21 protein-coding genes are annotated in these 25,610 nt (G+C 44.7%); 3 read left to right on the top strand and 18 right to left on the bottom strand.

Annotated elements, in window-relative coordinates:
- Positions 1 to 11: 11 nt before the first annotated feature.
- The 16 genes from AA0X95_RS05770 to AA0X95_RS05695 all read right to left on the bottom strand — a co-directional run bounded on the left by AA0X95_RS05770 (position 12) and on the right by AA0X95_RS05695 (position 21,286).
- Positions 12 to 5,135, bottom strand: coding sequence for an Ig-like domain-containing protein (locus tag AA0X95_RS05770; RefSeq protein WP_413306445.1), 5,124 nt, complete (start codon positions 5,133 to 5,135; stop codon positions 12 to 14).
- 832 nt (positions 5,136 to 5,967) lie between these two features.
- Entirely contained in the window at positions 5,968 to 7,389 is a 1,422-nt protein-coding gene (locus AA0X95_RS05765; protein WP_413306442.1) for a hypothetical protein, read from the bottom strand.
- A 12-nt stretch (positions 7,390 to 7,401) separates the two neighbouring features.
- Positions 7,402 to 9,090: a serine/threonine protein kinase gene (locus AA0X95_RS05760; protein ID WP_413306439.1), complete on the bottom strand. Its 1,689-nt coding sequence runs from the start codon at positions 9,088 to 9,090 to the stop codon at positions 7,402 to 7,404.
- A 15-nt stretch (positions 9,091 to 9,105) separates the two neighbouring features.
- Complete coding sequence (locus AA0X95_RS05755) at positions 9,106 to 9,873, bottom strand: PP2C family protein-serine/threonine phosphatase (protein WP_413306437.1); 768 nt, start codon at positions 9,871 to 9,873, stop codon at positions 9,106 to 9,108.
- Positions 9,874 to 9,931: 58 nt separating this feature from the next.
- Positions 9,932 to 11,008, bottom strand: coding sequence for an FHA domain-containing protein (locus AA0X95_RS05750; RefSeq protein WP_413306435.1), 1,077 nt, complete (start codon positions 11,006 to 11,008; stop codon positions 9,932 to 9,934).
- Positions 11,009 to 11,038: 30 nt separating this feature from the next.
- On the bottom strand, positions 11,039 to 11,344 hold the full coding sequence (locus tag AA0X95_RS05745) for a WXG100 family type VII secretion target (protein ID WP_413306432.1): 306 nt from the start codon (positions 11,342 to 11,344) through the stop codon (positions 11,039 to 11,041).
- A gap of 28 nt (positions 11,345 to 11,372) precedes the next feature.
- Positions 11,373 to 11,678: a WXG100 family type VII secretion target gene (locus AA0X95_RS05740; RefSeq protein ID WP_413306429.1), complete on the bottom strand. Its 306-nt coding sequence runs from the start codon at positions 11,676 to 11,678 to the stop codon at positions 11,373 to 11,375.
- Positions 11,679 to 11,699: 21 nt separating this feature from the next.
- Positions 11,700 to 11,951, bottom strand: coding sequence for a hypothetical protein (locus AA0X95_RS05735; protein WP_413306427.1), 252 nt, complete (start codon positions 11,949 to 11,951; stop codon positions 11,700 to 11,702).
- A 15-nt stretch (positions 11,952 to 11,966) separates the two neighbouring features.
- A complete protein-coding gene (locus AA0X95_RS05730; protein WP_413306424.1) occupies positions 11,967 to 13,286 on the bottom strand; it encodes a hypothetical protein in 1,320 nt (439 codons plus the stop codon).
- Positions 13,287 to 13,298: 12 nt separating this feature from the next.
- Positions 13,299 to 13,958: a hypothetical protein gene (locus AA0X95_RS05725; RefSeq protein ID WP_413306421.1), complete on the bottom strand. Its 660-nt coding sequence runs from the start codon at positions 13,956 to 13,958 to the stop codon at positions 13,299 to 13,301.
- A gap of 347 nt (positions 13,959 to 14,305) precedes the next feature.
- Complete coding sequence (locus AA0X95_RS05720) at positions 14,306 to 14,611, bottom strand: WXG100 family type VII secretion target (RefSeq protein ID WP_309858555.1); 306 nt, start codon at positions 14,609 to 14,611, stop codon at positions 14,306 to 14,308.
- Between the two features lie 32 nt (positions 14,612 to 14,643).
- Positions 14,644 to 14,946: a WXG100 family type VII secretion target gene (locus tag AA0X95_RS05715; protein WP_413306418.1), complete on the bottom strand. Its 303-nt coding sequence runs from the start codon at positions 14,944 to 14,946 to the stop codon at positions 14,644 to 14,646.
- A gap of 202 nt (positions 14,947 to 15,148) precedes the next feature.
- Complete coding sequence (locus AA0X95_RS05710) at positions 15,149 to 15,400, bottom strand: methyltransferase (RefSeq protein WP_413306415.1); 252 nt, start codon at positions 15,398 to 15,400, stop codon at positions 15,149 to 15,151.
- Positions 15,393 to 19,988, bottom strand: coding sequence for a type VII secretion protein EssC (gene essC, locus AA0X95_RS05705; RefSeq protein ID WP_413306412.1), 4,596 nt, complete (start codon positions 19,986 to 19,988; stop codon positions 15,393 to 15,395). Before essC ends, AA0X95_RS05710 begins: the two co-directional genes overlap by 8 nt.
- 326 nt (positions 19,989 to 20,314) lie before the next feature.
- Positions 20,315 to 21,076 carry a restriction endonuclease gene (locus tag AA0X95_RS05700; RefSeq protein WP_413306410.1) on the bottom strand — a complete coding sequence of 254 codons (762 nt, stop codon included), beginning with the start codon at positions 21,074 to 21,076 and terminating at the stop codon, positions 20,315 to 20,317.
- A gap of 66 nt (positions 21,077 to 21,142) precedes the next feature.
- Entirely contained in the window at positions 21,143 to 21,286 is a 144-nt protein-coding gene (locus AA0X95_RS05695) for a GNAT family N-acetyltransferase (protein WP_413306407.1), read from the bottom strand.
- Between the two features lie 787 nt (positions 21,287 to 22,073).
- Here AA0X95_RS05695 and AA0X95_RS05690 point away from each other — a divergent pair.
- The 3 genes from AA0X95_RS05690 to AA0X95_RS05680 all read left to right on the top strand — a co-directional run bounded on the left by AA0X95_RS05690 (position 22,074) and on the right by AA0X95_RS05680 (position 24,428).
- Positions 22,074 to 23,060, top strand: a complete 987-nt coding sequence (locus AA0X95_RS05690) for a ribonuclease H family protein (protein ID WP_413306404.1) — start codon at positions 22,074 to 22,076, stop codon at positions 23,058 to 23,060.
- 116 nt (positions 23,061 to 23,176) lie between these two features.
- Positions 23,177 to 23,965 (top strand): hypothetical protein, encoded by a 789-nt coding sequence (locus AA0X95_RS05685; protein WP_413306401.1) that lies wholly within the window; start codon positions 23,177 to 23,179, stop codon positions 23,963 to 23,965.
- Between the two features lie 4 nt (positions 23,966 to 23,969).
- Positions 23,970 to 24,428, top strand: coding sequence for a hypothetical protein (locus tag AA0X95_RS05680; RefSeq protein WP_413306399.1), 459 nt, complete (start codon positions 23,970 to 23,972; stop codon positions 24,426 to 24,428).
- A gap of 51 nt (positions 24,429 to 24,479) precedes the next feature.
- Here the strand turns inward: AA0X95_RS05680 and AA0X95_RS05675 are convergent, their stop codons facing one another.
- The gene (locus tag AA0X95_RS05675; protein WP_413306396.1) at positions 24,480 to 24,890 is read right to left on the bottom strand and encodes a hypothetical protein; all 411 of its coding nucleotides are present in this window, start codon (positions 24,888 to 24,890) and stop codon (positions 24,480 to 24,482) included.
- A gap of 27 nt (positions 24,891 to 24,917) precedes the next feature.
- Complete coding sequence (locus AA0X95_RS05670; protein ID WP_413306393.1) at positions 24,918 to 25,589, bottom strand: REP-associated tyrosine transposase; 672 nt, start codon at positions 25,587 to 25,589, stop codon at positions 24,918 to 24,920.
- Between the last annotated feature and the right edge of the window lie 21 nt (positions 25,590 to 25,610).

Raw genomic sequence — 25,610 nt, 5'->3', positions numbered from 1 at the left:
TCTTTAACCTCCTATCCTACCACTCGATCGTCTACTTCCTCTTGATCGTCTTTACCCTTCTGTTTTCGGTAGAGGAAGTATCCTCCTATGGCAATAGCAATTCCGCCTACTCCACCAAGAGATCCAGCAAATACAGGCGTGTTGTTATACCAGCGGACGATTGGGTTGGTCGATACGAGAATGTCATTGACCCTCGACGTCAGCTCATTCCCCGCTGCATCCACCGCAATAATCTTTACATTCTGCTTAGAGTTCGAGCTTCCAATATCAAACACGAAATTCTCTCCCTCTTCCTTATGCGCAACCTTCTTATCATCCACATAAATCTCAGCACCCTTAAGAACAAGATTATCCTTAATCGAAACCGTGACTGACTTATTCTCAACCGGGTACTGCTCCCCACTCTCAATATCAATCGGAACAATCACAGGCGCCGTCTTATCGATGCCAAACGAAATCTCCGCCTTCTTCGTCTCATCGATCGTTTCATTAATATTGCCGGCCGCATCTTCCGAATAAAGCGCCACCGTGTATCTGCCATCACCGGCAAACAAGGACTTCTTGATCACATACGTGTACTTACTCCACTTGCCCTTTCCGCCAGATGCCTTGACCGTATAATCCTTGCCTGCAGCCAAATCGGTCGGTGTCCCGTTTTTCGTCATCTTCACCATCATCGTTTCCGGCTTCAAGCTGTCCACATTCGTTTCCGTTACAGTGATATCCGTTGCATGCTGAACATACTTGCCATCAATATTCTTCAGCGCTTCATCAAAAACGTACACAGAACCGAAGCGGTTGACAGAGAACTGAATCATTTGAGTCGTCCGGTTGCCCGCCTTATCCACAAGCGCAGCCGTCAACGTATAAATATCGTCAACTTCCTTCTTCTTCGCAAAATTGTTGAACGTGTAGACCTGGCCGTTCGCCACATCTGCATAGCGGCCGCTCGGCGTCACTCCGCCTCTGTTTGATCCAACTATCTTAATCGAAACGGCATTTTTATTAAAATTTGTATCGGAATAAGTAATCACCGGAATCACATCGCCCTTATTCGCCGACTGATCCTTCACACCAGTAATCGCAAGCTTAGGAGCTGTTTGATCCACGAAAAACTCATCTGCTTTGTAATCGGCCGCGATATTCCCAGCCATATCCGTATAATCAATGTCGAAATGGTACTTGGCATCACTTGAATAATGAATCGTTGCCGTATGCACATCGCCGCTCGTTCTCCAGCCGCTTACCGCCGGGAACGCAACACCCTTGCCATTATCGGTTGCGGTGCCTGACACCTTGATGCGGCTCGTGTCAAAATTGTGCTCGGTAATCGAAATCGTCGCCGTACGTGCGGCTTTATAGTAGTTGCCATTCGCCGCTGCGCCACCGCTATACGACACCTTGATCACAGGCTTGGTTTTATCAATCGTAAACTTCTGCTGGGCAAAAGCTGGCGCCGCATTTTCCGCATTATCCTTATACTGGATATCAAACGTATAGTCGCCATCGGCGGCATATTTTACCGTCGCCGTATGCGTAGTTTGGTCCGGATCCTTCGCATTCACCTTCGTGGTCCAGCCCACCAGCTTCGGAATGACTCCATCCGTATTGGTGATCTTATGAACCACATCTTTGGCATTGAAATTACGCTCGGTAATCACAATCGTCGCCGTGCGATCCTCTTTGTAAAAATCCTTATTCACCGGGTCTGATTGATTGTTATCATACGTCACCTGAATCGTCGGTGCCGTCTTATCGATGCTGAAAGTCATCTCATCCTCCGACACGTTTCCAGCCCGGTCCGTCACTTTTACCTTTACCACAATGCTATTGCTATTATTTTTTACCGTAAGCGTTTTGGTCAGTTCCGTCACGAGGTTCAAGTCCGTCTTGGTCTGCTTCCAACCGTCCACCGAACTCCCCGCTGCGTACGTTTTATCATTGTTGATTGTCAGGCTGCCGGACTGGTTATTCGCCGTATCATACGGGGCAACCACTGACCATTCCACCTTCTGAATCCCTGAATAGGAATCGGCAATCTTCACATTCACGTCCACATTTTTCGCATAAAGCTCTAAGTTGTTCGCATCCTTATAACTCGTTTTCGCTTTTTCAAGCGTAATATGCGATTCTTTCGCGTGCTGTTTTTCGTTTTCAATCACCGTGCCGTCCGGCGTTTCAAACGTACCTGTGTTGTTGACGCGGTCCGTTGCTTTTGAAAAAATTTGTCCCTTGAACGCTTCTGGCACGGCGAAAGTAAATTCGCCTGTTGTAGGAACCGGTGCAATTTTATCAACACCAGACTCCGCTATTTCTTTAAAAGAACCATCGGCTAGCACTGCATAGAACTTTCCACTCTCGTAATCTTTCAAATACACAATCATCGATTTAACGTTACTCGTGTATTCGTAAGCCACTTCAGGATCCTCTGCCTTCACGCTTACTCGCGTTGGCTTTTTGAAAAAGTAACCATATCCCGTCAGTTCAACCGAATCCTTCAGCGTGACGGTTTGTTCCACTTTTTCATAGCTGCCCTGATCATTTTTCGTTAAGAAACTGAAGTCCGTGATGGCTGGTGCCGTTTTATCGACATAAATCGTTTTTATGACGGTGTTCGTGTTTCCGGCGTTATCCACCACATAAATCGAAACCACGTAAGTTCCATCCTCTTTGATTTGAATCCCCGGATCATCCGAAGCAAACGTATAGGTATGTTTTTCCGTCAAATCCGAATAATCGTATTCCAACTTCTTCCCGTTCACATCAATGCTTACTGTGTTGATGCCGGATTCTGCATCTTGAACGGTCACATCATAGGTGACATCACCGTTGTACGCATCGCCATCCGAAGATACGTTTTCTTTCGGCGTAACATCCACCCTGGCAGTTGGTGCCTTCTTCTCAATCATCACGACTCCGCTGTTGTCGGCCGCGATATTCGAGTTGTCTTTCGTCACCAAGTACGGCTCAGCGTTTTTATTCTTCACATGGTCGGTTACCGTGACTTGAAACGTCCCCTTGAAGCTTTCCGCATCCACCGTGAACTTCGCTTGTGCAAACAGTCCATCATTCTCAAACTCTGCCTGCTTTGGAACGACCTTCTCATCACTCGTCTTTAGTGAAATCGCTTCAACACCGGAGGCATCGTCCTTCACTCGAACAGTAACTTCCACTTCTTTATTGAAAAATGTTCCAAACGAAAGGAAGTTTAAAACTTTTGAAAAATAATCATCGTTCTTCTGTTCAAAGGTAACGGCTTCTCCGTCAGCAAGCATCGGTTCCTTTTTATCAATATTGACTTGAACCGTCTTCACGGTTGATGCGTTCCCTGCTTGGTCTTCCGCCCAAATGCTATAGACCCCGCTGTACTTTTCATCATCGGGCTTGAAGGAATAACTATTTTTCTCTGCATTAAAGGTAGCTTCCTTGCCCGGCTCATACGGAGTATAAGGCCCCTTTTGGTAAAACACTTTTTCAATTGGAGTGGAAAAAGTCACGCCATCAAAGGTCTGCTCCGTGTTGTCAATCTTACCTGAAACTGTGACACCGCCACTGAACCAAGTCGCATCTTCCACAGTCGCTTCGTTGTCACCCTTGACGGTCGGTACCTCTACCGTTGGCCCTTCTGTATCAAATAACAGAATTAAATGACCCGGCAGCTTGATTTCCTCGCCACCAAAAGGCCCCTTCGCGACTAGCAATCTTTTAATCGTAGTGGAATCTCGTAAAATATAATTCCCTTTCCAATGTTTAATCGAATCGGAGATGTCGACACGGTAATAGGGATCAATCGCCGAAACAACGACGATGGCATTCTTTGAATAGACATGAATCTCATTATTGCCCTCTTTATACGATTTGAGTAACGAACCGGAGGCCGGTTTAATCGAGACGTAGGTTTCCCAATCTCCCTCAAGCATCGCAATCCGCTCAAACGACACTTCAATCGTCGTATCCTTGGTCACATTTTTCACGGTGTAGGTGTAGCTCGTGCCGTCGTTATTATCCACAAAGTTGTCGTTGTTGGTAAGGTCGACCGCTGCACCGTTCACCTTTAGGGCAGCCACTTTGTAAGAGTTATCCTCCGGCGTAATCACCGCCTTCGCATCACTGCCGTAGTCGACTACAGACTGCGCGAGTTCAATCGTTCCGTGGTCCCCTTGGACAGTGGCCGTTACCTGATAGGTATTGATCGCGAATGTCACTTCTACCTGATGGTTTTCTGTCACTTTTGAAAAAGTGTACTCGTAACCGTTCTTGATCGGTGACAGTTCGTCCGCTAGATTAATAGGCGCTCCATCAATTGTGATGCTTCCAAGATGGTAGCCTGTTGTTGGGGTAACGGAAAATGAAGAATCAGATCCATGCTGAACCTTGACCGTCCCTCCGTCAGTGTTAATCGTTTGGTTATGCTCATCCTTGACGGTTCCATTTTTATAGCTAGAAAAAGAAATCGTGTAGGTTTTTAACACAAACTGGACGTCAATCGTGGTATCCGCCGAAAGGGCATCGATTGTTTCTATGTATCCTTCGTTGTTCGTGACCTTCTTTTCTTCCCCATCCACTTTTACGTTTTTAATCTCGTAATTCGGGTCCGGAGTGATAGCAACGTCTACCTTTGTCCCCTCCTCAAATTGGGCAGGGGTTGTGTAGTCGATGTCGTTAAGTTTTATCTGACCAGAACCTATTTGGTTGATGGTCACAATATATTTTTCTTTCACCGGTGGTGCCGGTGGTTCTTCTACGAGGGTTAGTTTTTCAATGGCCACATCGTAAATATAGTGGTCCGTGGTTCCCTCTGTTAGCACGATGGAAAAAGTATTTGAAGCTACTAAAAACTCAAACTGATTGTTTTTATCGAATAGGGCATTGGTGAGTTCCGGAAACTCGACCAGGCCGTCCTTGTCGGTTGTGCCCGTGACACTGACTTCATTGTTGGCGTTATGTCCGGTAATTTCCTGATTGGGAACGGGGGCCCCATTTTCTAAGATTTCCATGGTGAATACCTTTTGGTTAGTGCCTGTTTGGGCAAACGCCTTGGTGATAACACCAACAGGTATGTTATAGCCGACAAGCATGATGGCCAGAACGACGGCCATCAGCCGTTTCAGCTTGGATTTCCTTTTGGCAAACATGATTCACACTCCTTTGCTTGGTGGTCTATTTGAAATTTGTTTTGTTGCTCGTTTTGGACAGTGTTGCTGGTTTCTTGCGCAGCTTTTTCCGAATCCGGGCTTGATTCGGACAGAGTTGATAGATTTTTGCTCTTCTTTGTCCGAATACAGGCTAGATTCGGACAGAGTTGATTGGGTTTTTCTCTTCTTTGTCCGAATACAGGCTTGATTCGGACAGAGTTGATTGGGTTTTTCTCTTCTTGTCCGAATACAGGCTTGATTCGGACTGAGTTGATTGGGTTTTTCTCTTCTTTGTCCGAATCAGGGCTCGATTCGGACTGAGTTGATAGATTTTTGCTCTTCTTTGTCCGAATCAGGGCTCGATTCTGACAGAGTTGATAGATTTTTGCTCTTCTTTGTCCGAATCCGGGCTTGATTCGGACAAAGTTGATTGTTTTTTTCTCTTCTTTGTCCGAATCCAGGCTCGATTCGGACAGAGTTGATAGATTTTTGCTCTTCTTTGTCCGAATCCAGGCTTGATTCGGACAGGGGTGATTGGTTTTTTCTCTTCTTTGTCCGAATACAGGCTTGATTCGGACAGGGGTGATTGGTTTTTTCTCTTCTTTGTCCGAATACAGGCTTGATTCGGACAGGGTTGATTGGTTTTTTCTCTTCTTTGTCCGAATCCGGGCTCGATTCGGACTAGGTTGATAGTTTCACACTCTTCTTTGTCCGAATCAGGGGTTGATTCTGACAGAGTTAATTGGTTTTCTTTCTTCTTTGTCCGAATACAGGCTTGATTCTGACTAGGTTGATAGTTTCACACTCTTCTTTGTCCGAATCTGTAACCCATTCAAATCTTCTTGTTTGTATGGGTAACCTTAATGTCCTTCACTATCTTAAATGCAACCTCTGGAACATACTTCTCGCTCTCATTTTCTAGTTCAGCAGTCGGATATAATACAGTGGTTCCTTGATCTTCCCTTAATAGTTCAGTCCCATAATCCAGAACCTCTGTATCATTTGTTAACACATCAGTTCGAGGCCTTAGATCCTCTTTTTTATCCGATAGCACTTCCGTACGAGGTCTCAGAATCTCGGTCTCATCAGTCGCCACAGGCATTGCTTCTTTAGAGCCCTTTTCAGCGCTAGACGAGACAACCCCTGTATTTTTTGACAAAATTTCCGTCAGCGATAAAAGTACCTTTTTCGGCACCTCAACGGATGCGGATGGTTTTTCTTGATTTGTAGACAGAATTTCAGTCAATGATAAAAGAACCTCGCGTTCTTTTGATTTGGCTTCCGCCGTCGCTTCTTTTTCATTAGAAAGCACCTCGGTTAAGGATAAAAGCAACTCTTTTCCTGCATCAGCGATAGGAGGCTCACCTTCTTTGTAGCTGCCCAGAATTTCAGTCAGAGATAACGGGACCACTCGATCAGAGGATGATCGCCTTCCCGTTGCCGCATTCCGTCCCTCAGAGGAAATCAGCTTTTTCTCATCGTTCAATACGTCCGTTAACGCATAGAGAACTTCTTTTTCAAGCAGCTGACCCTCCCGATGAGCGTTCAGCACGTCTGTTAGCGCATATCGGCCCTCTTTTGAAACAGGCCTTTCCTTCCGTTCATCAGACAGTACATCCGTTAACGAGTACCGCTCTTCTTTTTCAACAGGCAATCTCTTACCGTCATCAGACAGCACATCCGTCAATGAGTGCCTCTCTTCACGACCATCGTTCAACACGTCCGTTAAGGAATACCGCTCCTCTTTTTCAACAAACTGACCGCCCTCATCGTTCAGCACATCCGTCAATGCATCCCGTTCCTCTTTTTCACTAAACGGCCCTTTCCAAACATCCATATCTTCAACCAGCACCTCGGTCCCCTCAGAACCCTCTTCTGAAAAAGCCCCCGGATACAAACCACCCTCATCCTGATCTAAAACCTCGGTTGGCAAGCTGCCCAGTAGTGTTGGTCGGGAGTGATCTTCCGTAGCTCCCTTTGCCTCCATCACCGGACGACTAACCGGCTCCACCCCCTCAGAAACCACCGGTTCCCGTATAATCCCCGGGTCCACATCAAAGACATTCGGCTGGTGGCGCTTATTACCACGATGCTCACGGATTTCTTGAATCTGCCTGGCTGCCGTCCGGCCCGTTAACTCGCCGATAATCGCCGGAACCTTCATCTTAAAAAACAACACGATGGCCGTGATCAGGAGCGCGCCTGCCAGGGAATATCCGACAATAGAAATGATTTGCCATGTAGTTGCATCCATTCGAATCCCCCCTTAATCCTTCCGATACGCATTATTAATCGCTTTGTCGGTTAGATCAAAACGACTAATCACCTCATTCTTGATTGTTTCCGTTTTTTCAGTAGTAACCGCCACCCGATTCGTGCTCTGTTTCACAGCTTCCGCCACCGAACGGATTTCACTTTCCTTCACACCATCTAACTTAAACTTCCGTGCATACGTTTCAATGGAATACATCGTTAATTTGTAAAGCTCAAGCTTCACAATTTCGCTCTCCTCGGGATTCTGATCCACCATTTTAATCAGGTTTTTCATATCATCCCAATAGGGCTTGTACTTCCCTTTATCAGATGCCTCTTCAATGTTAAGCGTGATATCGCGATTGAACCGGCCGATATCCCGGTAAATGGTGGCCATCTCGTAATAGTCCCGATCCTTCGAGCCATACCGAACCGCATCCTCAAACCACTGAATTGAGCTTTTCATTCTCGTCACTTGATTGTCATTCGTCTCAGTTTTTCCATAATTGTAGTAGTACCAATAGGTTTTGCCGATATCAAACGCTAAATCACCGTACTTAGGATTACTACGAATCTCTGTGAGATGCGAGTTTACCTTTTTCTTCAGCTGCTCTTCTTCCTCCACTGTAAAAGCGGCATCGCCTTTAAAAGCGTCGAGTAAACCGACATAGGCTGGTTTCTCCGTTGGCTTGATCTCAATCGCCTTCAGATAATAGTCCACCTTCAGATCATCAGTGGCCGCTTTTTCTGCCAATTGGATGTTATTATCGTAGTCCGCATTATTGGTCTTCGTTTGCATCACTTGACCCAATACGCCCAAACCCAAACACAACACCGCTGCCCCGGCCACCAGGCCAAAATTGCGCAGCTTCCGTTTTTGCTTCGCCCGGTACAAGTCATCTACCTGCTCATAATGGTTGAGCGCATATAACAGCTCGGCACAAGACTGATACCGGTCATCCGGGTTGAGCTGCGTACATTTCTGAATGATTTTTTCCAAACCGCCCGATAGCTGAGGATTCCATTCTCTAATCGGATATAATTCGTAAGGCGGCTCACACGGATTCTGCCCTGTCACCAAATGATAGAGCGTCACACCCAAACAATAGACATCTGTTCTTGCATCGGTTTGTCCCTTGCCTCCGAACTGTTCCGGCGCCGCGTATCCTTTCGTTCCGAGGCTAACTGTATCCGCCAAATTTTGTTCCTTATACTCCCGCGCGATCCCGAAGTCAATGAGCTTCAAATGCCCGTCTGGCTTCAGCATGACATTGGCCGGCTTCATATCGCGATAAACGATCGGCGGATCACATGTATGTAAATAATCGAGCACCTCGCAAAGCTGCTTCGCCCAATCGATGACGAGCTCCTGCGGCTGGGCACCATATTCATCTAAAATCTTGCTCAACGGCTCGCCTTCGATATAGTCCATGATGACAAAAATCACCTGTCCGTTATCGATGATGTCGACAATCCGGGCCAACGCAGGATGATCCAGCCTCTTAATCATGTTGGCTTCGGCAATCGCACTCTGAATGATGACTTCATTATTTTTATCTCGTGCTCTTTTTTCGATTTCTTTAACTGCCCACTGTTTATTGAGCCGTTTGTCCATGGCGAGGTATACCTTTGACATACCACCTTGTCCAATCAGCTTGAGTATTTCGTATTTACCGTCTATTACAGACCCAATAGCTGCCAAAGTTTTTCCCCCTCCTTACTGAATTTTCACAAGCAAAACAGTGATATTATCTGTTTCATTCCGCTGCTTATTGAGCTCCACCAATTCGCTTGCCTTTTGTGCCATGACCCTTTCGTCCACGAGAACGTGTGGCGATAATGCACGATAGATTTCACCCTCAGTAATCATATGGCGAAATCCATCCGAACAAAGCATATAAACTTCGCCTTGAGTTGGCTTGCCATGGATGAATTCAGGCTCCACCAGCTTGGATGCCCCGATGCACTGCAAGAGGACATTTCTGCGCGGATCCCTCTTCGCTTGTTCCGGCGTGATTCGGCCTCGTTTCAGCTCTCTCCCCACGACCGTCTGATCGTCCGTCAGCACCTCGACGTCCTGGTCGATCCGATAGACTCTGGAGTCGCCGACATGACCGATCAGCAGGAAGTCGGAATCGATGAGGAGCAGGGCGGTCAACGTAGTCCCCAGCTGAATCTTGATCTCACGACCGTATTCGGCAATCCGCTGGTTCTGCTCTTGAATGATCCGGCCCCAACGATACTGAATCTCGTTCCAATCCTGCTTGCCAAGATGGACGGGCAGCTCTTTGTCGAACCACTCGGAAAAAGCATGGATGACACTCGCGCTGGCAACTTCTCCCTGGGAAAGCCCGCCCATCCCATCACAAATGACGGCCAAGACGACCTTTCCCAGAGAGGTTTCTGCCATCTTTAGCAGGTAGCTGTCTTGATTGGTTTCTTTTTTTAATCCAATATCGGTGCATGCTGCAGTTAATACTTCCATCTCCAAACTCCTTGCTTGTTAGCTTTTTGTGCCATCTGCTCTATCAACACCACGCCGCTTAAATGTAAAAAACAAAGTCTTCGTTGGCGAGTCGTAGTTTAGTGCCTGAGAAGATCTCCATCTCTTTTTCTACTGGAATCACTCGCCCATCGACGAAAGTCTTATTAGTAGAGCCGTTGTCGACAATATAATACCGTCCATGCCTCGTGAGGATGTCTGCATGATTGCGGCTCACCGCGTTATTATCGGAAACCACATAGTCACATTGCTGACGTTCCTTTCCAATTCGAAAACAGGTCCGGTTAATCGTGATCTTTTCCTGTGTTTTCTCTCTTACCACATACGGATAGCTCGGTTCCTCAAACAGGTCCGCACCCAGCACCGTGGTCCCACCGTCCACATCCACCAAGCCTAACACAGACGTCTCACTCACTTGTGGGAGCTCCTCCTTCTGGGTCCTCTCATGGCTCGCGAACGGATTATAGGCCACATTCCCCGTGCTTCCTTTTTTCTCCTCCACTCTAACAGCCTGCGGTTCCGGTCCCGTAGAACCTGATGGAATATGAGACTTGTTCTCTACGATTTTCCCCATCAGCCCAAGGATACATTTTTCGAATTGATTAATAGAAAAAGGAACCTGGCTCTTGAAAAATTCAATATAGCTGGCTACATACCTAGCGTCTTCATGCTTGGAAAAAACAACGCAGAACGGCAGCTCACGGAAAAATTCAGCTAATAATACGGTCTGTTGATTGTTGACAATCGGCCAGAACAGGCATTTTACTTTTTTCGTGCGCGGGTCTAGAAAAATATAGTCCCAGTCGAGCATCAAATTGTTCACATTCATCAAATTCTTTTCGCATGTCTTCACAATTGTCGCCAATTGAATCAGCGTATCCAGGAACATCTTTTTAGAAACTACACTGCTAAAATAGGACTTCAAGGAAATCATATCCTCGACCGTACTTTGAATGAGGACACCCTTCTTGGTTTTCTCCGTCGTCACAGGAATGAGCCCGTCGACGACGCCCCCAGCGATGGCGTGTAATTCCCGTTCATTGATGGCTTCAGGATACGCCAGCCGATTGACCACGGTATAATCATTTTTGTTTTGTTCAACTGTTGTTCTTCCCATAAAAAATCACCCGAATATCAAAATCTACTCTTAAAGGCCGTTCGCTCGATTGACTGCTTTCGATTGCGCATCCTTGTATTGGCCCGCCGCATATCGTAAAAAGTCCGCATAATTCGTTAGCGCCTTTGTCATGTTTCGTGAGGTTGAATCCGCCTCCGTCAACCGATTCCACTGATTTTGAAATTGAGAGCTGTCAGTACCCTGCCAAGTGGCAGAAAGGGCTTTTACCTCTTGCCCTGCCGCGTCCATGTTTTTATTATGGCTGGTTACATAGGTGTCAATGGCATCGGCAGCCGCTTCAAATTCTCGGTGGTTTACCTTTATATAGTTGCTCAATTCCGTCCCCCCTTAGGCTATGAATCTATCATTTAAACCGATCCGCTAACGAAACATTCGTATTCTCTGTTTGGGTATAGCCCGGATCCACCTGCTGGTGTAAAAAGGTCACATAGTTATTCATCACTTCATAGCGCGGTTCGTCATAGGCATGCTTCAAGTCATGAAATGCACTCAGTGCCTGACTAGAGGCCGTACCGTCCCATACGTTATTCAATGCTCTCATCGCTGCTTCCACTGCTGAAAAATCCTCTCTGATTTTCCGGTTATACTGCGCGATTTGTTTTGCAGCAGCGGACACACGCTCCGTATCTACTTTAATCATATCAGCCATCGTTACCCCTTCTTTCTATCCTTATTTGGAAGTGGCAGCTCCACCATGACTTTTGGCGAACTCTTCGGTAACCTTGGAGGTATCGATATTGTTGAGTTTTCCCTTTACAAATCTGTATTGTTCCGCAATTCGGTTCACTTTTGAGGCACATTTCTCATTGCCGATTCCTTCAAAATCACTTTGGATGCCCACTGCAATACTCTCTAACTCGTTGATAATATTTTGAAGCTCTTGTTTGATTAAATAGAGTTCCTGCTGTCCACTTTCATTCATGTCCCCAGCCCCCCATTACAACTGTTGGATAATCTTCCGTTCCACCGTTTCAAAATCGTCGGCCGTTTCGTTTAGATAATAGATACACTTCTTGATATTCCAACTTTCTTCCGTGAATAAATCGGCCTGTAACAGATTCCATAAGTCTGAAAAACCTGCTTTTAAATAGAGAGAATCCATCCTGCGGTCAATATGGCTAATCCGTCTGTTTATGCTCTCTAACTGATCCGCGTAGTTTCGGAGTTTATACGTATCTACTTTTATCATCGGATTCGCAGTTGCGTATCGGTATCCGGCATTGAAGGCCAGGTTGAACAAGAGCGACACACCTTTGACGAGACTGCCGACGAACTGGATTAAGGCCGTTCTGGCAGCATTGGAAATCACTCTGAATCTCTCAATGGCCTGCTTCAGGTATTCTACAAACTTGTGGACCATGTCTGGCAGGTCATTGATCATGAAGTTGCCGACGCGAACCACCGTATTAATGGCGAAGGAATACACTCGTAGATGGCTTTGAATATCACCCATAACGGCGGTCGCAATGGTGGAGGCTAGACCTTGCCAGGCATAGCCTGAAAAAGGATCCTTCTCAATTACGGCATAGCCCCGATGATCTAGTTTCATAGAATCAATTGAATGCGGACCAAAAAAGCCTGGCTGTGTGCCATTGTTTTCAACATATCGAACGGGATAAGGAGTTCGCCCTAACCAGGATACAAGGTCTCCGTTTACGACGACCGCATCAAATTTTTTCGACTGCAAGGCCGCTAATTGATCGGGCCCGAGCTTGTAGGGATTGATCGGTTGCGGGTTAATGATGTGAACCCCTAGAACATGGGTATAATTCGTTGCATACACCTCGGCCGCAAGTTCGCCGCCTTTCGAGTGACCAAATAGATAGTTTTTTCCGCTCTTCTCTTCATTTTTTTCAAAAAAAGCAATCGCCTCTAATGATTGTGGTGAGACCCCAATGGATGCGGTTAATGTATTATCCGCCATATCCTTTGGGTCGTGGAGCAGGTCATCCATGCCTTCCGTTCCCCTGAAGGACATGCCGACTTCCCCAGTCTTCGGGTCTTCGAACGCAATCGCGCAAAATCCGGATTGGGCGTTCTTATTCACATAATCCTTGATGACGAGATGTTCGAGGCCGGCTGCCTTTAGTTCTGCGGCAAGATCGGTATCTACCTGGGCAGCCAGTTTATATAAGGATTGTCCAGGCTTCCATTCATCAATGACGTTGGCATAGGCAAGTTTATTTAACACGGCATTTTGCTGATCCCTCAGCTCACTAAGTGGAACTTGTTCGGTTCCATCTTTTTGATTAGGCATCCATCCAACCCCCTACTTCAGTTGATTCTTAAATTCTTCAAAGGATAATCCGTTTTCGTTTACTTTCAGTACGTGTTTCACCGATTTGTCGTACTCTTCCCACTTTTGATTTCCATAAAGGAAGAAATTATTGACGTACGATTCTGCTTTGTCTTTGTCAGGCGAGAAGGCAACGATAAGGGCGGTGTCTGGATAGCCTAAGGATTGAAGTTGCTGATAAACGTCGTATAATGCCTTGAGCGTTTTTTCATCGGCGTCGCTAGATACGGACACGATACTAAACACCATAATGACATCGTCTTTTGCTAAGCTAGATACCCCATTCTTTACAGCTTCGGGTTCAACTTCGGGAGTAAGAGTGATATAGGTTTTTGCTAGATGCAGGTTTTCAATGGACCCATAATTGATTTTGTCCTTAAGGGATTTAGAAGCAACGGCATTACGGTAATCATCAAAAAACTTCCCCGGTTTGGACAATCTTTCACGAACATTGACTAGAATGCCGTCTTCTGATTTCGCCACCAAAATGTTCACGTTCATGCTGTCATTGAAACCCCTCTTGGCCGGGATATAGTTGATCGCCGAAAAGTTCTGGTCGTACTTCTTATCCAAGTAAGAAAGCATCGCTGATTCACTCGTCTTCTTTTCCTCTTTCGTCGGTTGCTGGCTCATACATCCACTCACTCCTGCCACTAAAAGTACTAAAAATATACTAACTATGAATTTTTTCATTAGCGAGATCTCCAATGTTTTTTAATCTATATCTATATTATCCAAACGGTATTGTTTTCAAAGTTTAAATTTTTTGGGGGACAGTCCCCCGGGATGGTAACGCATTACTGTAGCGGGGGACTGTCCCCCGACCTGGTAACGCACTACCGCAGCGGGGGGTCTGTCCCCCGACCTGGTAACGCACTACCGCAGCGGGGGGTCTGTCCCCCGACCTGGTAACGCACTACCGCAGCGGGGGGTCTGTCCCCCGACCTGGTAACGCACTACCGCAGCGGGGGTCTGTCCCCCTATTTGAATGCGTCAGCTAGGTTGGTGTTGACGCTTTCTGTTTCGAAGTATCCTTGGTCGACGTTGATTCGTAGGAATTTCACGTAGTTATCTAGGATATCGTAGTAATTCTGGAAGAACTTCGCCGCGAACTCTTCATAAGAAGAGATCGTTGCTTGGGCTGCTTCTCCATCCCAAGTATTCGAAAGATTTTTAATCGTATTTTGACTTGTCTTTAATTCTTCCGCCAGTTGTCTATTTAAACGCTCAATTGTTGATGCAATGTCGGCAACTTGAGCCGTATTGACTTTAATATGTCCAGCCATTCCCTTCACTCCTTTGCGTGTATGTGAGTTTATTAGTTTGTTAACTTTCTTACTTGAACCATGTTATTTTCTTGCGTCGCCACATAATTGGCTCTTTGTGCTTCCAGCGCCTGACCCGCATTTGCTAGTTTATCCGCCATATTTTTCAGATCTTCATTGAAGCCGTTGATTTGATCAACGAAGGCAAGGTTGTCTTCGCCCTCCCATGCTTCACCCATGGTTCCTGCAGCCTGCATAAGCTGAGTATAGATTCCTGTGTACGTTTCAGATAGCTCCGTTAGTTTCTTCGAAGCTGTTTCAAGTTCTTGTGGTGTGACTTTGATTCGTTTCCCCATTTTCATACCCCTTTCTTCTTTTAAAAATTTAGCTTTGATAAAGTGGCCTGTTGATTTCCGCTCCAGTTGCGAGCGGTTCGCGGGCGTGCAGGGGAGCCTCCTCGTCGCTATGCTCCTTCGGGGTCTCCCCTGCCCCGTACTCCCGCAGGAGTCTTCGCACCTTCCGCTCCAATCAACAAGAACTTTTACCTAGCCTAAAAATTTATATCAGCATGAGCTTGGAACCGTTTTGAATGCCCAGTTCCGCAACAGCCATGTTAATATTGAAAATAATTCCTGATGATGTGTCACACAAGACGGGATTGCCCATCGCTTTGTATTTGCCATCTGACAGGTCACTTAATAGCGTGGACACTAACACCAATACCTCACTCATTTTGCTTTCGAGCGGCAGGTATACATCAAAGCTTCTATTGGCAGCAGGAAGAAAAATTTCAACAAGGACTTTATTCATTGTTGTCCTCCTCCTTTTCAGCGTTTACTAGCTTGACCTTGACACTCTTTCCTTTTTGCAGGGAGAAACCAAAGTCAGCGGTCATTTCCTCACGCAGTTCAGGCGTCGTCTTCGACGGCTTCAGCTGATATTGCTCGGTAATCCCACTGCCAACCCAAATTCCATCCCCCTGATTCATATGGCGTTTATACCACTTATCATAGGAGACTCCTGACAGATTCTTCGCTTGCTCGGCAAAAATAATCGTGAGGTTATACTTCACTTCACCCTTTTCAAGGATCAATGCTAGCTTTTCAGCACTTTGGCCAGAAAGAGCATGTTTCAAGGCTGCAATACTGTTGATAACAATGACTCTTTGGTCAAAGGAAGGAATCTCTCTTCCCTGCTCCAACGCCTCTTTAAAGGTGTTGTTTCGGTAGACTACCAGCTCAAACAGTTCATCCATCACCTGTTCAAACTCTTTAGCCGTAGAATAGTAGGTAACTGCCTTGTTATTTTTATCGGCAAAGCCTTGCACGGCATCAAGAATCGTTACATCCAATCCACATTTCTCTGCCATGAACACCGACACGTCATGTGTAAAGGACTGATGCTCGGTACCAGCAGATAGAATCATCGAGACATAGGACTGGCCGAATGGGTAGTAATGAACATTCAAGGAGTTCTTTTCCACCCCGATCGGGATGGTGAGGCTCTGCTGTGGCCCCACGTAGTCAGCCAAGAATTCAAAATCCACATACTCTGGTAAAATAGGAATCTTTTTCGCAGCATAACCTTTCCAAGCGGTTTGCAGATTTTTACATGCTTGTTGAATAAACGTAAATAGGACCGGTGCATCGGTGATTGTTGCGATTTGGAATTCGTACACCGCGTCTTTTTTCACCAAACCTCTGCCTTTGAACTTTGATGGGAATAACCCATCCGTTTTTCCAACGACTGTCGAATAATCAGATTCATCATTTAACTGCAGCGTAATCAATTGCTTGAAGTTTTGCAGCAACCGGAACCGGACCGCGTTCGTGCCAAGCGCCGTTAAGACGAAATAGATGCCATACTTGGTCCCTTCGCGTGAAAGGAAGCTGACCGCTGTCTCTTTTTCCTCGTATATTTCTGTAAAAGCCGCAAAGTTATTGATCGCCACCACGATGGATGGCAGCTTCCCGCCAGTTGCCTTCACATAGGAAGCATGATCGCCGCCATAATCAGCGAACAGCTTCTTCCGCTTTTCCACTTCGCTTTGCAGAAGCTTAAACAGGTTGCTAACTTTTTCACTTTCATAAGATAGAATCACATCGCCCACATGCGGTGCTTTGGCAAAAGCCCGTAACGTTTCCGAAGCAAAATCTAGTAAATAGATATTGACTTCGTTTGGCGTATGTTCTTGGATAAGCGAATACACCATCGTCGTGATGAAAGTAGTTTTTCCACTGCCGGCCACCCCGTAGACAATCGTATTCCCTTCTTCCGTAAGCGGCAGACGCAACAAGCATTGCTGCTGTCTTACCGGGTCATCGTACTCACCAATGACAGGATTCAGCACGAATGACTCATTGTTTCGAGCGATATATTTCCGCTTTACATCCTCTAATAAAATCAAAGAAGGAATCGGATCCAGCCACAGCGGGCGAATACGAATCTTTTCTTCCTCGGCAATCGTATGCAGATAATCGGTAACGACATCGAGTTGCTTTTTCGGATTAACAAACAGGCTTCTCTTTTTATCGATTTTCGCCTGTTTAATCGGGCGGCCATTTCGGTCAATGACCACCACACTAGTGTCTTTTTCCACCACCACTTTATCGGATGGATAATAGGGAGCACCGGCCCAAGCCGACTGCCCCATCTCAAACAATTCGTTATAGCCCACTTGAAGATAGAAGCGTCCAGTATCTGTAAGCTCTGCCGCATCCGGCCGCTTCAGCATATCCATGCTGTCCGCTCGCTCTTGAACCTTCAGGCTGACCCTAAATTTACTATTACTCCAAATCTGATCGTCGACGACACCGCTTGGCTTTTGCGTAGCGAGGATTAAATGCACGCCCAAGCTTCGGCCTATCCGGGCGGCACTGACCAGCTGCGCCATAAATTCCGGCTGTTGTGTTTTTAATTCAGCAAACTCATCCGAGATAATGAACAAATGCTGCAGTGGTTCGGTCACGACTCCTTCACGAACCAGCTTTTGATAGCTATAAATATCGATATTACTCTCGCCGATTAGCTTACTTGCCTCTGCAAAAAGAGCCTGTCTGCGCTTCAATTCACTTTCAATCGAAACCAGCGATCGTTTGATCATGGCACCGTCTAAGTTCGTGATGATACCGGCCGTGTGCGGCAATTTTTCAAAGGATTTCGCCATGCCGCCGCCTTTATAATCAATCAAGATAAACGCCACTTCATTCGGATGATAGTTCACGGCCAGGGATAAAATGTAGGTCATGATAAACTCACTCTTACCTGAACCCGTCATCCCCGCAACCAATCCATGCGGTCCGTGGAATTTCTCATGCAAATCAAGCTTGAATAGTTCCCCTAATGTGTCCACGCCGACTGGCGCTTCCAATGACTTCGTTGGATCATTGTCCTGCCATCTAGTCAGGGCATTGAGATGCTCCACTTTTCCTACCCCATAAAGTTCTAAAAAAGTAACCATTTGCGGAAGGTGAAAGGAATGGCCGAGTGTATCCAGCGGAATATTTGCGAGCTTCACACTCAACTCATTTGGGTCTGATGTGACGTAAATGTCAGGAACAAAGGTCGTCGATTGACCCGTGAGATCATCTTTATCGAAGAGCTTCCCGCTGTGCTCTTCCAGCTCCACCACCATCGTGCATTCTTTCGGGAGATTTTTCAGTTCATCATAAAAAGTAACAACACTGATATGTAGATTTTTTTTCTTCGCATAGACCTGTTTCAGCATCTCTGCCCGGACAGCTAAGTTCTTACTCATCGCAAACACAATGTAATAAGGTGTGACATCGTCTAGCTCACTTTCATTGATTTGCGAGCGGAGGTCGATTTCTTTTTCGAGGTACGCGGAAACTTCCTTCACCTCATTGTGATTCGTGGCAATGAAACGGAACTTATTATCCTGGCTCCATACATGCGGCAGCCATTTGGTAAAATCAAACTCGGCTTCTTCCTCCTGGTCATAGATGAAGACCATCTTCACTTCGTCATAGCTATACAGTGCCGCCAGTTGAAAGATCAGCCCTTTGGCGAATTCCCGCGTTTGTTGGCGGTGGCCAATAATCCCAGTGATATATTCTTCGAATAACGAGATGGTGATCGGAATATTTTTCAGGACCTTTGGTGATTCGCACATGGTGTACAGTTCTTCCTGTAGGTTGTCATCGTCGATCGAGAATTTTTTTTCGGAGTAGGTGATGCCTGCCGATAACAGACCGTCTCCGATTCCAACTCTTAGCTTCAAGTAATCATTTTGTCCGGGTCCTCGTTCCCATAGGTTGCGGTCCACCTGTTCAATCCGCTGGACCACCTCTGTGATGGGAACATAATTTTCCCGTAAGATTTCTTCTTGCTTTTGAGACTCTTCATTAAATAGGACGGCAAATTTATCTAAATACTCTTTGTATTTTTGCTGACGGATTTTCTCTTTTTTCCTTCTGCGTCTCATATCGTACTTTTTTGATAAAACAGGCCAAAGGATGGTTCCGAGCAGCATGCTTCCTGACATAATGATGGAAGGCATGGCCCGTGAGATGTCGCCTGTTGCCATGGCGTTATTGATGGCGAAAATAGCTGTCGCCATGGAGGCCATCCCCATGGTCATTGATGGACCAATCACGAGCATCATCGGCATTTCTTCCCCAATGGCATTGGGCGGCGGTGAATCAATTTTAAAAACTGCCTTTTCGACGTCTCGTTTAAAGCGAGGGGATCGGTAAAAATAATCGATGGCTGGTGCTTCGAATTCATCATCTTCTTCGTCGGGAGTTTCTACGACTTGTGGGATAAATGGCTTGAGTGCATTTTTTCGGAAGGATACCATTCCATCCGGGTTATTGAAGGCCAAGAAGCAGCTGCCAATGATGATTTTCAATCCCATTATGTATATGATGTCACCCATCTTTAATTCGCTGCTTTTCACTCTTACGCCATTGACGAAGGTCCCGTTCGTGCTATCCATGTCAACGATGCGCCATTGGCCATTAAAAATGGTTAGTTTGGCATGGGAGGCGGAGACAAATTGGTTCGATAGGACGATATGGTTTTTCTCGTTTCTCCCGATGTGAATGTCCATATCCTGGTCGACGACGAATTTGGTGAAGATTTGGCGGTCTTCTGTGTTGGGTTCTGCAAACACAAGTGTTTTGTGCTCATGCCCCTCGGTGGCCAGATGGTAAATGCTTAATGGCTGTAAGACGGTATTTCGAATCGGACTGCCTGAAGAATCAACAATCTTGGCATCTTTGTTGGACTTTAGAATCCACTCGCCATTTGCGCCTTCGATCCCGACCAGCTTTTTGGAGGTGTTGGGATGGGTGTCATAGATCCAATACTGCCCCTGGATTTTGTCAGGTAAGGTTATGGAATGGATGTTTTCTTTGTTTATTAACGTGACAATCATTTGTATTACCCCTTGTGAACCATTCTTTAAAGGAAGTGAATCCTTCTCTATTACTCTTGGAATTTTTTTATTTTTTTAAAAATCCGAGGTTAACGGAAAAATTTTCGGTTTGTTTCGGATGTGAGTGGTTAATTATGTAGAATCATGAGACTTTTGTCCTCGTTCAAAAGTGACATAATTTGGGTAATTCTGAGGATTTTTGGGACTTTTGTACTATATACAGCACAATTAGTTCTTTATAAAACTACAATAAACTAGTGTTTATTTTACAACATCTTACAAAACCTGTCGACATAAAAAAAAGAGGGGGACAGTCCCCCGCTGCGCTAAAGCGCCGGGGGACTGTCCCCTTCAATGTTTTTCGTGTACCGGCATTTTGGAAAACTGCTGCACCCTAAGAAGCTCCCTCGTTTGCCAGTTCTTAAGACCATCGGGCTACCGCACCTAATACAGGTTGAGTCAGGGCTCGATGGAATAGTAGGCATAGGAATAACGGGGGTGGATTTGGTCTGACTCATTGTCATAACACCAGAATTCATTCCTAGAATCTCATCAATCAGTTCATCGCGGTCCACTAGTTTAACGTGGCTCCTTTGAGCTAACTCACTAGCAGCCTTCGTAAAGTAGCGATTGGACACAACCCAAGCCTCATCTGCACTATAATAGGACTTAGCACCAATGACTTCCTGAACCGCCTTGATTCCTACCTCTTTTGAATAGCGCTTGGCTTGGACAACTATCTTCTTTCCATCCTTCTTAAGCAGTAGATCTCCACCATAATCGCCGCTAGCTTTGGTTACTTCCGCTGAAAATCCTTTCGTTAGGTACAGTTCCTTAAGATAGTGCTCAAATTGAATTCCATCCATGGCATCAATCTCAGTAATACCAGAGTTTCTTAACCGTTCCTTACGTTTACTATTTTGATAGATAACGATACACAGAATAACTAAAAGGGTAATAAATGCAAATATAAAAGCTACTATTGGGTTGTGGGTTTGATACCAAGCTACACCTGCCACAAATAAAATGATTAGTCCTATACCACCCTCTAATTTTTCTTGTTGTTTCTTGGTTCTTCTTTTGCTCAAATTAATTCCCCCATTTTGGGGACAGTCCCCCGCTGCGCTAAAGCGCCGGGGGACTGTCCCAGAAAATTATAATTCTTTCACCATTTTTACAATCTCGTTTTCGAAGTTGAATTTTTTATAGAGATTGATCGCTCTTTCGTTCTGCGCAAAGACGTTCAATGTTAGTTGCTTGTATCCTTTGCTTCTTGTCCACTCTTCGGCTTTCTCCATCAGCTTCCTTGCAATACTTCCCCTCGCCCTCTTTCGCAACGGCAATGGAAGAAATATAGCCTTGTTCTTCTCCGGAAAAGTAATCAACATTTTTTGTCATATGAAGAAAGCCTAATAAGTTTTTCCTCTCATCTTCTAATACAAAAATATCAAAATCAGGATCGTTGCTATGGACCGCTTCCTGGGCCATCTTTAATTGAGCGTCCTTCATTACTTGAGGGTCTCGCCACTTCAAAAAATCAAACTCAGTAAAACGAGTCGATAGTCCAATGATAAACTCTTTATCGGTCTCTTCCATTTTTCTAATATGTAAGCAATCCATGATTAATCTCTCCTATCAAAACGTTTTTACCTTTATTTTACTATTAGTAGGTAAGAGTGACTATTAAATTCATAAAATACATGTAGTTACTAGTGACAAACATCGACTGATTCCCTTATATGCTATACTATTCAAACGTTTGAGTAGAACAGGCTTTAAGCACTCTCTTGCGCGGTTTCTATTTAAATTGTCTTAAAAAATTTGGTGAAAAACTTTTTCCAAAATACCTTCTTGTTCTGCAATAAACGAGAAATTTCCCGGGTCATGACATCATTTTCCGAAAATCGCCTTCTTCTGCTACTAATCAAACGATTAGTTAAATACGCCTTAATCCTTGATCAATATAGGTTTTCGTCTCAATATCTATGAAAAAATTGTAAAAGTTTGGGATTTATTTATTTTACTAAGGTAATATAATGAATATAAACAGACACCCAATGGAAACGTCGATTAGAGAATGCGCAGGTGAGAATAATCGCTACAACAATCCAACAAAAATCCCCGATAGCTTTACTTTTAAAGGGAGAACTTATTCAAAAGTTAAAAGTAACGAATAATCAACTAAGTGCCTATCTAGATGATGGCATGCCTCACTATTTGATTGGCAATGAATTTCGGTTTTTAGAAAGTGAAATAAGGACCTGGCTGAATACCTACAAACCCTCTCAGGAGCGGCTGGAGAGGGAGTTTCGAGATAAAAAGGGACGCACTTTAGAAGAATATGTCACGGAAGAAGTCATTGTCACAACGCTAAGGATCAAAAAAGATAAATTAGTTGGACTATGTAGAAAAGGAATGCCCTTTGAGAAAGTCGGAGAAAAGGATTTCTACCACGTTCAGGATATTCTGGATTATTATCGCCAGGATACAATAACAAGAGCGGAAGAGAAGCAGGGTCAAAGCTCCATGAAAGCAACGAAGGGGACGAAAAAGCAGAATCCCAAGGCACCTACAACTGAAAACTCTATAAAATCATTCTTAATGCCTCTTTGTCAGAGTATTCCTAAGGAGGTACCATTTTTTATCGTTGATGGTTCCTACAGTTCTAAAAAACACCAAGCAGGGACTGGGTTGGTACTGGTTGAAAATTGGGAAACACTAACCGGCATATCCTCTGTTTGGAATATAAAAACAGCCAAATCAAATGTAAGTGAATTTCTGGACGTGTTGGTTGCATTAAGAATGATAAAAAAGAAAAACATGAACAAAGCCGTAATTGTGACCGACCATGAATATTTGACTAAAGGAAAATCAATAGATGTAAATAAGTACGAAGTCGATACCAGACCTTACATAAAAGAACTAAATGAGCTACGGAAAGAATTACAAGATAAAGTGGTTATCAAATTTGTTAATGAATTAAAGGAACAAAATAAGAATAGACTACATAAAAAGGCCCATAAATTAAGCCAACAATATAAAATAAGCACCTATGAAAAGCTGGAAATATAAATATCCAGGGACAGTCCCCCGCTGCGTTAAAGCGCCGGGGGACTGTCCCCTTTTTTCGAATAAGAACATCACCCATGGCACATGCTAATGGTAAATAATTCATAAAAGGGGCCAGCATGGATAACTACACAAATCAGAATACTGCCAGACGGTATGTTGCGCATGTTAGTATATTCGGGACATCGCAGATCCATTTAAGAAATCCCTACATCATTGCCTGGTGGTCCGCCGCTTTCCCTGGGTTCGGGCATATGCTTTTATCCAAATATCTCAGAGGATATGTTCTGTTTATTTGGGAAGTGGTGATTAACATCAAAGCACACGTGAATGATGCCATGATCCTTTCCTTCCAGGGGAACACCGAATTAGCCAAGGAGGTCTTAAACACAAGATGGCTTTTGATGTATATTCCCGTTTATTTGTTTAGTATTTGGGATAGCTACCGAACAACCGTCGATATGAACAGGGTATATGAATTAGCCAACAACGAGGGTCACCGTTACAATACCTTTGCTCTAGGCGCATTAGAAATTAACTACCTTGACAAACGCAAACCATCCCTCGCCGTAATGTGGTCACTTTTTATCCCAGGTTTAGGACAACTTTATATTCATAGGATTTTAACTGCTTTTTTCATCATCTTTTGGCTGGTCGTTTTCTTCTATTTCTCTCATGTGCAAGAAGCTATTTCACTTCTTTTTTTAGGAAAAATAAATGAAGCTACAGCTGTCATAAAACCGGAATGGCTCTTGTTTATTCCTTCCCATTACGGGTTTGCCGCTTTTGATGCATTTATTCACACGGTTGAAAATAATAAGCTTTTTGAAAAAGATCTTAGAAGTCACTTGAAAGAAAACTACCAAAGCAAGAAATTCCGGATATTAAAAGGTCAAAAGGTGCAGTGATACTTTGCAAATATTTTCGACATTTGAAACGACTGGTTTCCTAGAACTGGCTATTACTACTTTGGAGAAAAAAGGGATTAAAAAAGAGAATATATTTGCAGTCCCGCTTGATATTCGTACAGAGGAGCGAAAACTTTTTGATTCCCTTCATCGCTCTGATGGGACCACATTAATCGATATTGGAATGGCATTAGCCACTGCCTTTTCTGTTATTGCCGCTAGTATCGGCTTTAAACTAGCTTGGGGTCCTATTTATTGGGGACTGATAGGGGCGGCTGGAGGATTTTTGGTTGGCCTTCTCATCCGACTATTCATAGAAAAAGTCGTCAGGAAACGAAAAAGATTATTAAAAGGCATTCATTCCGAAATCATCGTCATTATCGAATGCGAAGAAACACAAGCAGAAGCTGTCGAGGCTATTCTATGGGATAACTTCGCCATTGGCGTAGCGAAAGTAAAATAAATCGGGGACAGTCCCCCACTGCGCTAAAGCGCCGGGGAACTGTCCCCAAAATTATTCTTCCTCTTCCTCTTCTTCTGTCTCCTCCTGCAACCGTTGGATTTCCTCCGTTAGCTGCTCGAATGCATGGATTCGGAACTTGGCGCTTGCGATCAGATCATCAATAATCTGTATGAAGCTGTCATATTCAACCCCATTTTCACTGCACTCCTTAATCAACCTTAAGAAATCTTCTTCATACAAGTGATATCTCTCGTTAAATGTCTTATCATTCATAGTCAAAAAGTACTCTTCATCCACAACAAATTCGTTGAATACCTTCTTCGTTAACCGTTTCTTCGTCACTTCTATTTCTTCTTGGTCCTTTTTATCCTTGTAATGCTGAGCATCCTCATACTCGGAGCAAAGCGTGGCATAGATCTTCTCCAGCAGCTCAGTCGGTTCTAAATACTTCAAATCCGCCATAAAAAGCCTCCAAAAAACCTCTTTACTCTATTTATTGCCAAACGGGAGACTTTCAACCCCAAAATCGGGGACAGTCCCCCGTCGCGTTAAAGCACTGGGGGACTGTCCCTCCGGCTTATTCCACACAAAGTCACAATAGCGTTCACTACAAGGTTCTGGGAAGTAAGATAAAATTCTCCCTGTTGTCACAAGCGGGTGTTGGGATTTTTCTAGGAAAGCGGAATAACTGCTCCAGGGATATTCTTCAGGGAACTGGACCATCTCGGCTTCAACTGGGTTCCAATGAATGTAGCGGCTCGCTTCGAGAAAATAATTAAGCGAATCAATAATCTTAGCTTCATAGCGGTCCTGAAAGAGATGGCCCACCAGTTCGTGACGTCTATTAAAATACATAGCATAACGGGTATTAAGCATTTTCATGATATCTTTTGGGTGATGGTCGATGGTTTCTAATAGAAGATGAATGTGGTTGGGCATGAGGCAGTAGGCATGGAGGTTGAAGGGAAATTTACACCGGACTTTTTCAAGCAATTCCATATAGGTGAGACGATCGTCATCATCCATAAAGATCAGCTCTTTCCGATTACCGCGATTCGTAATATGATACGTGGCACCTTGGATCCAAACACGGGGTTTTCTAGACAAACTATATACACCTCTACTTTCAAAGAATCGTTTTACCCTTACACAATTCGACATCTCCTTCCATTCTCCTTCTTA

The sequence above is a fragment of the Neobacillus phoenicis genome, assembly GCF_047302305.1.
In the GTDB taxonomy this organism is placed as follows: domain Bacteria; phylum Bacillota; class Bacilli; order Bacillales; family Cytobacillaceae; genus Neobacillus.
The sequence above is the reverse complement of the archived record's forward strand: the minus strand, read 5'-3'. Positions and strand labels throughout refer to the sequence as shown.